This window comes from Micromonospora sp. KC213 (assembly GCF_004348325.1).
In the GTDB taxonomy this organism is placed as follows: domain Bacteria; phylum Actinomycetota; class Actinomycetes; order Mycobacteriales; family Micromonosporaceae; genus Micromonospora.
This window is the reverse complement of sequence record NZ_SMKF01000215.1, coordinates 1-8,106: the sequence shown is the minus strand read 5'-3', so window position 1 is coordinate 8,106 and position 8,106 is coordinate 1. Positions and strand designations below refer to the sequence as shown.

The following is an 8,106-nucleotide window of genomic DNA, read 5'->3' as shown; positions in this document are numbered from 1 at the left end:
CACCCGCCCTGTTGATCATGAAGTGGCCTTACCCCGCCCGGCGGGTCGGGGTGGCAACCCCATGATCAACATGGGGGTGAGGGTTATTCGTCGTCGGGGTCGTCGAGGCGGGCGAGGTAGGTGGCGAGGCGCTCGATCGGGGTCTCGAACTCGGGGTTGAGATCGACAAAATCGCGTAGGCGCTCGGCCAGCCACTCGATGCTGACCTGCTCGTCGCCTCGGCGCTCGACCAGTTCCTCGATGCCACGGTCGGTGAAGTACACGGTGTTCCTCTCGCGAATGGAACCGCCGGACGCGGGCCGGGGCAGCGCCGTCCGCGTGACGGCGCTGCCCCGGGTCTCGTCGGTGCGGTCAGGTCACGGGCGGGGGAGCGCCGCCTCGATCAGCGCGGTCTGCTCGACCTCGTGCATCTTGGCAGAACCGACCGCCGGGGCCGCGGCGGCCGGGCGGGAGATCCGCCGCAGCCGCACGTCGGCCAGGTGCTCCAGCAGGTTGAGCGCGACGAACGACCAGGCGCCCTGGTTGGCCGGCTCCTCCTGCACCCAGGCGAAGTCCTCCGCGTTCGGGTACGCCGCCAGCGCCGCCCGGATCTCCTCCACGGGCATCGGGTAGAGCTGCTCGATGCGAATGATCGCGGTGTCGGTGACGCCGCGCTCCTGCCGGGCCTGGAACAGGTCGTAGTAGACCTTGCCCGAGCAGAGCAGCACCCGCTTGACCTGCTGCGCCGCCGGGGCGGCCGGGTCGGTCAGCACCGGGGCGAAGGTGCCGGTGGTGAAGTCCTCGACCGGGGAGACGCAGAGCTTGTGCCGCAGCAGCGACTTCGGCGTGAACACCACCAGCGGCTTCCGTTTCGGCGACAGGGCCTGGCGGCGCAGCAGGTGGAAGTAGTTCGCCGGGGTGGTCGGGATCGCGACCCGCATGTTGTCCTCGGCGCAGAGCTGCAGGAACCGCTCCGGGCGGCCGGAGGTGTGGTCCGGGCCCTGGCCCTCGTGCCCGTGCGGCAGCAGCAGGGTGACGGCCGAGCGCTGACCCCACTTCACCTCACCGGAGGAGATGAACTCGTCGATCACCGACTGGGCGCCGTTGACGAAGTCGCCGAACTGGGCCTCCCAGCAGACCAGCGCGTTGACGTTCTCCACGGAGTAGCCGTACTCGAAGCCCATCGCGGCGTACTCGCTGAGCAGCGAGTCGTGCACGAAGAAGCGGGACCGCTCGCCGCCGCCGGTGAGCGACTTCAGCGGCAGGTAGTCGTCACCGGTCTTCGAGTCGACGATCGAGGCGTGCCGCTGGACGAAGGTGCCGCGGCGGGAGTCCTGACCGGCGAGCCGGACGGTGACCCCGTCGTGCAGCAGCGAACCGAAGGCGATGATCTCGCCGAAGCCCCAGTCGATGCCGCCCTCGGTGGACATCTTGTGTCGCCGGTCGAGCAACTGCTGGATCCGCTTGTGCGGGGTGAAGCCCTCCGGCAGGTTGACGTGCGCCTCGCCGACCGCCTTGATGACGGCGGCCTCGGTCGCGGTCTCGACCTGCGGCTCCGGCTCGTCCTTGCGCGGCGGCCGGCTCAGCTGACGCGGCGTGGTGGCGGCGTCGCGGGTGGCCTTGAACACCCGCTCCAACTGCGCCTGGTAGTCGCGCAGCAGTTCCTCCGCGTCCTCCACGGTGATGTCACCCCGCCCGATCAGCTCCTCGGTGTAGAGCTTGCGCACCGAGCGCTTCGAGTCGATGATCTTGTACATCTGCGGGTTGGACATCGACGGGTCGTCGCCCTCGTTGTGCCCGCGCCGGCGGTAGCAGACCAGGTCGATGACGACGTCCTTGTTGAACGTCTGACGGTACTCGAAGGCCAGCCGGGCGACCCGGACCACCGCCTCGGGGTCGTCACCGTTGACGTGGAAGATCGGCGCCTGGATCATCCGGGCCACGTCGGTGCTGTAGAGGCTGGAGCGGCTGTACTCCGGCGCGGTGGTGAAACCGACCTGGTTGTTGACCACCACGTGCACGGTGCCGCCGGTGCGGTAACCGCGCAGCTGGGACAGGTTGAGCGTCTCGGCCACCACGCCCTGGCCGGCGAAGGCGGCGTCGCCGTGCACCGCCAGCGGCAGCACGGTGTAGCCCTCCAGCTTGAGGTCGATCCGGTCCTGCTTGGCCCGGACGATGCCCTCCAGCACCGGGTCGACGGCCTCCAGGTGCGACGGGTTCGCCACCACCGAGACCTTGACCGCGTGGTCGCCGTCCGGGGTGGTGAACTTGCCGTTCTGGCCGAGGTGGTACTTCACGTCGCCGGAGCCCTGCGTGGAGCGCGGGTCCAGGTGGCCCTCGAACTCGGAGAAGATCTTCTCGTACGGCTTGCCGACGATGTTGGCCAGCACGTTGAGTCGGCCCCGGTGGGCCATGCCGATGACGACCTCGTCCAGCCCGTCCTCGGCGGCGGCCTCCAGCACCTCGCCCAGCAGCGGGATCAGCGACTCGCCGCCCTCCAGCGAGAAGCGCTTCTGACCGACGTACTTGGTCTGCAGGAAGGTCTCGAACGCCTCGGCGGCGTTGAGCCGGTTGAGCACGTGCTTCTGCTCGTCGGCCGGCGGCTTCTCGTACTTGCGCTCGATCCGCTCCTGGATCCAGCGCCGCTCCTCCGGGTCCTGGATGTGCATGTACTCGATGCCGACCCGGCGGCAGTACGAGTCGCGCAGCACGCCGAGGATCTCGCGCAGCTTCATCCGCTGCTTGCCGGCGAAACCGTTGACCGGGAAGGTGCGGTCGAGGTCCCACAGGGTGAGCCCGTGCTGGAGGACGTCCAGGTCCGGATGCTTGCGGATCTTGAACTCGAGTGGGTCGGTGTCGGCCATCAGGTGGCCGCGCACCCGGTACGCGTGGATCAGCTCGTGCACCCGCGCGGTCTTGTTGATCTGGCCCTCGGAGTCGACGGCCACGTCGCGCATCCAGCGCACCGGCTCGTACGGGATGCGCAGCGAGGTGAAAATCTGGTCGTAGAAGCCACGCTCGCCGAGCAGCAGCTCGTGCATCACCTTCAGGAACTCGCCGGACTGCGCGCCCTGGATGATCCGGTGGTCGTACGTGCTGGTCAGCGTGATGATCTTGCTGACCGCCAGTTCGGCGAGGGTGGCCTCGCTCATGCCCTGGTACGGCGCCGGGTACTCCATGGCGCCGACGCCGATGATGGCGCTCTGCCCCTGCATCAGGCGCGGGATCGAGTGGACCGTGCCGATGCCGCCCGGGTTGGTCAGCGAGATGGTGGTGCCGGTGTAGTCGTCCATGGTCAGCTCGTTGCGGCGGGCCCGCCGGACCACGTCCTCGTACGCCTGCCAGAACTGCCGGAAGTCCATCTGCTCGCAGGCCTTGATGGACGGCACCACCAGGTTGCGGGAGCCGTCCGGCTTGGCCAGGTCGATGGCGATGCCCAGGTTGACGTGCTCCGGGCGGACCAGCGCCGGCTTGCCGTCGACCTCGGCGTAGGAGTTGTTCATCTCCGGGTGCTCGACCAGCGCCCGGACCATCGCGTACCCGATCAGGTGGGTGAAGCTGACCTTGCCGCCCCGCCCTCGGGCGAGGTGGTTGTTGATCACGATGCGGTTGTCGACCAGCAGCTTGGCCGGAACCGCGCGAACGCTGGTCGCGGTCGGTACGGACAGCGAGGCGTCCATGTTCTGCACGATCTTGGCAGCGATGCCGCGCAGCGGGCTGGTGCCGGCGGCGCTCGCCGTCGGGGCCTTCGCGGCTGGCTTCGCCGCGGCGGCCTTCGCGGCCGGCTTCGGCTCGGCGGCCGTCGCGGCGGGCTTCGGCTCGGCGGGCTTGGCGGCCGGCTTCGGCTCGGCGGTCTTCGGCGGGGCTGCCGGTTTCGCGGCCGGCGCGGCCACGCTGGCGGCGGCCTTCTCGACGGCCGGCTTCGCCGGGGCCTTCTCGGTGGCCGGACGCGGTGTCGCGGCCCCCGGGGCCGGCCGGTAGTCGGCGAAGAAGTCGTGCCAGGCCGAGTCGACGCTCGATGGGTCGGCGAGGTAGCGCTGGTACATCTCCTCGACGATCCACTCGTTCGGGCCGAAACCCGCCAGTGGGTTCTCCTGCGAAGTCTGCTGGGTCGACACGGCCGGTAATCGCCTCTTTCACGCGGGTGGAATGTCACGCGGTGGCACCCGTGCCAAAACAGGACGCACGGGAGACGCTTCCAGGCTACGCCGTGCGAATGGCGCAGGCATTTCCGCCTCCGACGGGTGGCCCTTTTCACAGAAGATGCCAGAAGTTCAGCAAACGCTGCGTGTCCCGTCGACTCCTGCTAGCCGCGACGACCCCGGACGGTGGCGTCGCTGTCACCGTCCGGGGCCGCGTCGATCGAGTGGTCAGGAGATGTCGCGCCGCCGGGTGATCAGGACGCCCGCCACGCCGCTGGCGAGGGCGTACCCGACCAGCACCAGAGCACCCACCCACCAGGCGGGCAGCATCTCCGACTCGCCGCCGCTGACCATGATGCTGGAGGCGGCGGCCGGCCACACCACCTGCCACTTCATCACCGCCATGTTGTCCAGCCAGTTGGCCAGCAGGAAGAACAGGACCCCCACCACCTGGGTGCCGAGCAGGTAGACCACCGACGCCGTGATCACCGCGCCGAGCTGGTTGGTGATCAGGGTGCCGATGCCCACCCCGAGGACGGTCCAGATCGCGTACGCCAGCAGGTTGAGCAGCAGCGCCCGCTGCACCTCCCACTGGCCGAGCTGTGTGCCGTGGTCGTTGAGGGCCAGCACCGTCGCCCCGGCGGCCAGGTCGATGACCGTGGTGACCAGCCAGAACCCGAAACCCAGCAGCGAGGCGGCGATGAGCTTGCTGACGATCACCGAGGTGCGCCGCGGAGTGGACAGGAACGTCGTGGTCGCGGTCTGGTGGAAGAACTCGTTGGTGACCATGAGGATGCCGATGAGCATCACGAACATCAGCCCGAGGTACTGGCCGGAGGTGTAGAGGTTGGCCGCCTGGGCGGCCGGGGTGGCGGGGATCCCGCCGGCCTCCGCGGTCTCGGGGTTGCCGCCGAGCGAGCTGACGGCGAGCCAGGTGTTGATCGCGAAGGCCAGGGCGAGCGACAGGAACGCTCCGAGGGCCAGCAGCCACCAGGCGTTGGTGGTACGGATCTTGAGCAGTTCGGATCGGACCAGGTTCATCGGATGCCCGCCTTCCCGGCCGTGAGCTCCAGGAAGACCCGTTCCAGGTCGGGTCGTTCGGTGGTGAGTTCGTGCAGTTCCACGCCGGCGGCCAGCGCGACCCGCCCGACGGTCGGGGCGTTCGCCCCGTCGACCAGCAGGACGCCGTGCTCACCGGCGGTGACGGTGGCCGACTGCGCCTTCAGCGCCGCGGTCAGCTCCTCGACCTGCGGGGTGCGCACCCGCACCCGGACGCCCTGGGCTATCGACCCGATCACCTGGTCGACCGGGCCCTGCCGGACCAGTTGACCGGCTGCGATGATCACCACGTCGTCGGCCAGCAGCTGCATCTCGGAGAGCAGGTGGCTGGAGACCAGCACCGTGCGGCCCTCCTGGGCGAGGTTCTTGAGGAAGCCGCGCATCCAACGGATGCCCTCCGGGTCCAGGCCGTTGGCCGGCTCGTCCAGGATCAGCACCCCGGGGTCACCCAGCATCGCCGCGGCGATGCCGAGCCGCTGCTTCATGCCCAGCGAGTAGCCCTTGAACTTGCGCTTCGCGGCGGGGGTCAGCCCGACCATCGCCAGCACCTCGTCGGCCCGCCGCTTCGGCAACCCGGCCGCCGCGCAGATCACCCGCAGGTGGTTGATCCCGGTACGACCCCGGTGCGCGCTGGACGCCTCCAGCACCGCGCCCACGTGCCGCAGCGGGTCGGTCAGGTCGACGTACCGCCGGCCGCCGATGGTGGCCGTGCCGCTGGTGGGGGTCACCAGGTTGAGCAGCATGCGCAGGGTGGTGGTCTTGCCGGCGCCGTTCGGGCCGAGGAAGCCGGTCACCCGACCGGGCTCGATGGTGAAGGACAGGTCGTCGACCGCCCGGACGTTCCTGTACTGCTTGGTCAGTCCGGACACGACTATCTGGCCGGTGCTGGGGCTCCACTGCCCGTCGGACATCGTTCTCCTCCCGTGCGGCGGCGCGTCACGCGCCGCGGTGCGCGGCGCCGTTGCTCAGGCGCCGCCGCCAGCCTGCCAAGCCGGGGCAACCCGCGTCATCAGACGCGTTCGTCAATCCGGCCTCCTCCTCTGGCGGGAGGCCGTCCTCCTCAGGGACGAGACGCCGGTTGCGGCGACACCGCGACCCAGGTGGCCCGGGCCCGGCCCAGCAGCGCCCCGGTGGGGCCGTACAAACTGGTGTCCACCACCGCTTTGCGCCCCACGACCTCGACCGCCGCGCCGGTGATTACACAGTCGTCGCCCGGCACGGGCAGCCCGTCGACCACGGCGGCGATCCGACCCAGGACGTACGGCCGCCCGGGGGCGAGCACCGCCCAGCCACCGGGGCAGTCCAGCGCCGCCCAGACCGTGGCCGGGACGACCGGATCGGGCGCCCGGAACGGCGCGGCGGTCCGCCCGTCCGGAAGCCGGCCGGGGAAGATCCGCAACCCGTCCGTCCGATCCGGCCCGCAGACGTAACAGCCGGGGAAGGGATGGTCCCGCAGACCCGGGTACGCGGCGGAGACCGCCGCCGCCGTCGCCGGGCCCACCGGGGACACCGCCGGAGGCGGATCGCCGGCCGGGCGGACCTGGGCGACCAGCCGCCCGTCCGGGTCGAGCACGTCGCCGTCGACCACGGTCAGCGGGGTGTCCAGCGGCGGCGGCCGGCGCAGGGTCACCTCGACGGGGCCGTCCGCGCCGTGGTTGGCGGCGAAGATCCCGGCGCTCCATCCGCCGTTGCCCGAGCCGGGCGGCCCGTTGAACCGGGACTCGATGATCATCGGACTCCTCCCTGCCGGCCCGGCGTCGTCGCCGGGTCCGTTCGGGCAGCGTCGCACGGCCGGTCCGGGTCGCCGGGCTGGGTCCGGGTGCCCGGTCCGGGCACCCGGCGGAGGTCTTGTCGCCGCTCGTGCCCGGCTCGGGGCCGACGGCCGGCCGGCGTTCACCGGATTGACACCCGTCACCGGGCGGGCGGCAACCCCGGACACCTACACAGGAGCCATGGCTGTTCTGCATGCCGCTGGCGCACCCCTGACGACCAGCGGATACATCCTGCTGATCGCCGACGACCCGACCCAGGTCGCGGCCGCCCAACGCCTGCGCCACGAGGTCTTCGCCAGCGAACTGGGCGCGACCCTGCGACCCGCGGTGGACGGCCGCGACGTGGACGACCTCGACACCCACTGCGACCACCTGATCGTGCGCGAGGAGCGCACCGGCGCGGTGGTCGGGACGTACCGGTTGCTGCCCCCGGGCCGTACCACGCGCCGGTACGCCGAGAGCGAGTTCGAACTGACCGCGCTCGACCCGCTCCGCGACGTGCTGGTCGAGGCCGGCCGCTCCTGCGTCCATCCCGACCACCGCTCCGGCGCGGTGATCAACCTGATGTGGGCCGGTATCACCCGCTATCTGCACCTGCGTGGCTCCCGTTGGCTGGGTGGCTGCGCCTCGGTGCCGGTGGCCGACGGTGGCCGGGCCGCCGCCGAGGCGTGGGCGCTGGCCCGCGCGAAGCACCTGTCGCCGCCGCTGCTGCGGGTGCGTCCCCGCCGGCCCTGGTTCACCGAGCCGGCGGCGGCCCGGCCGGACACCGCGACCGGCGATGCCGCCGGGAGCGCCCTGGTCCCACCGCTGCTGCGCGGTTACCTCCGGCTCGGCGCGTGGGTCGCCGGCGAACCGGCGTACGACCCGGACTTCGGGGTGGCCGACTTCTACGTGCTGTTCTCCCTGGACCGGATGCACCCGCGCTACCTGCGGCACTTCCTCGGCGGGGCCGAGGGGTGAGCGCCGCGCTGTGGCGGCCCGTCGCCGGGTGCGGACCGTTCTGCCTGCCGGCCCCCGGCGAGGTGCCGGCCGCGCCGGTGGCGCTGCGGGTGGCCCGGGTGCTGGGCGTACTCGGGATGATGCTGGTCGGGGCGGGCCTGGTCGGTCTGCTGCCGCTGCTACCGAGGGTGGAGCGGGCCGCCGCGGTGCGGGGG

General features: G+C 71.2%; 6 protein-coding genes and 1 pseudogene. 2 read left to right on the top strand and 5 right to left on the bottom strand.

Annotated features, from left to right (window positions below):
- Window positions 1–83: 83 nt before the first annotated feature.
- From E1166_RS27525 to E1166_RS27505, 5 genes are all read right to left on the bottom strand, one after another.
- Window positions 84–263: a DUF6104 family protein gene (locus E1166_RS27525; protein ID WP_132184910.1), complete on the bottom strand. Its 180-nt coding sequence runs from the start codon at window positions 261–263 to the stop codon at window positions 84–86.
- Window positions 264–356: 93 nt separating this feature from the next.
- The gene (locus E1166_RS27520; protein WP_132342821.1) at window positions 357–4,097 is read right to left on the bottom strand and encodes a multifunctional oxoglutarate decarboxylase/oxoglutarate dehydrogenase thiamine pyrophosphate-binding subunit/dihydrolipoyllysine-residue succinyltransferase subunit; all 3,741 of its coding nucleotides are present in this window, start codon (window positions 4,095–4,097) and stop codon (window positions 357–359) included.
- Between the two features lie 252 nt (window positions 4,098–4,349).
- Complete coding sequence (locus E1166_RS27515; protein WP_132342820.1) at window positions 4,350–5,162, bottom strand: ABC transporter permease; 813 nt, start codon at window positions 5,160–5,162, stop codon at window positions 4,350–4,352.
- Complete coding sequence (locus tag E1166_RS27510) at window positions 5,159–6,091, bottom strand: ABC transporter ATP-binding protein (protein ID WP_132342819.1); 933 nt, start codon at window positions 6,089–6,091, stop codon at window positions 5,159–5,161. The genes E1166_RS27515 and E1166_RS27510 overlap by 4 nt, the downstream gene beginning before the upstream one ends.
- Window positions 6,092–6,240: 149 nt before the next feature.
- A complete protein-coding gene (locus E1166_RS27505; protein WP_132342818.1) occupies window positions 6,241–6,912 on the bottom strand; it encodes a hypothetical protein in 672 nt (223 codons plus the stop codon).
- 220 nt (window positions 6,913–7,132) lie between these two features.
- On the opposite strand from E1166_RS27505, the gene E1166_RS27500 reads away from it, so the two are divergent.
- Both E1166_RS27500 and E1166_RS27495 read left to right on the top strand, forming a co-directional pair.
- Window positions 7,133–7,912: a GNAT family N-acyltransferase gene (locus tag E1166_RS27500; protein WP_132342817.1), complete on the top strand. Its 780-nt coding sequence runs from the start codon at window positions 7,133–7,135 to the stop codon at window positions 7,910–7,912.
- Window positions 7,909–8,106, top strand: a pseudogene (locus E1166_RS27495) (1-acyl-sn-glycerol-3-phosphate acyltransferase); the annotation flags it as partial. The gene E1166_RS27500 and the pseudogene E1166_RS27495, both read left to right, overlap by 4 nt.

What these genes read in the sequence shown, in the direction of transcription:
- E1166_RS27515 (WP_132342820.1), bottom strand. Translation starts at nt 5,162, where the DNA reads ATGAACCTGGTCCGATCCGAACTGCTCAAGATCCGTACCACCAACGCC.
- E1166_RS27510 (WP_132342819.1), bottom strand. Translation starts at nt 6,091, where the DNA reads ATGTCCGACGGGCAGTGGAGCCCCAGCACCGGCCAGATAGTCGTGTCC.
- E1166_RS27505 (WP_132342818.1), bottom strand. Translation starts at nt 6,912, where the DNA reads ATGATCATCGAGTCCCGGTTCAACGGGCCGCCCGGCTCGGGCAACGGC.
- E1166_RS27500 (WP_132342817.1), top strand. Translation starts at nt 7,133, where the DNA reads ATGGCTGTTCTGCATGCCGCTGGCGCACCCCTGACGACCAGCGGATAC.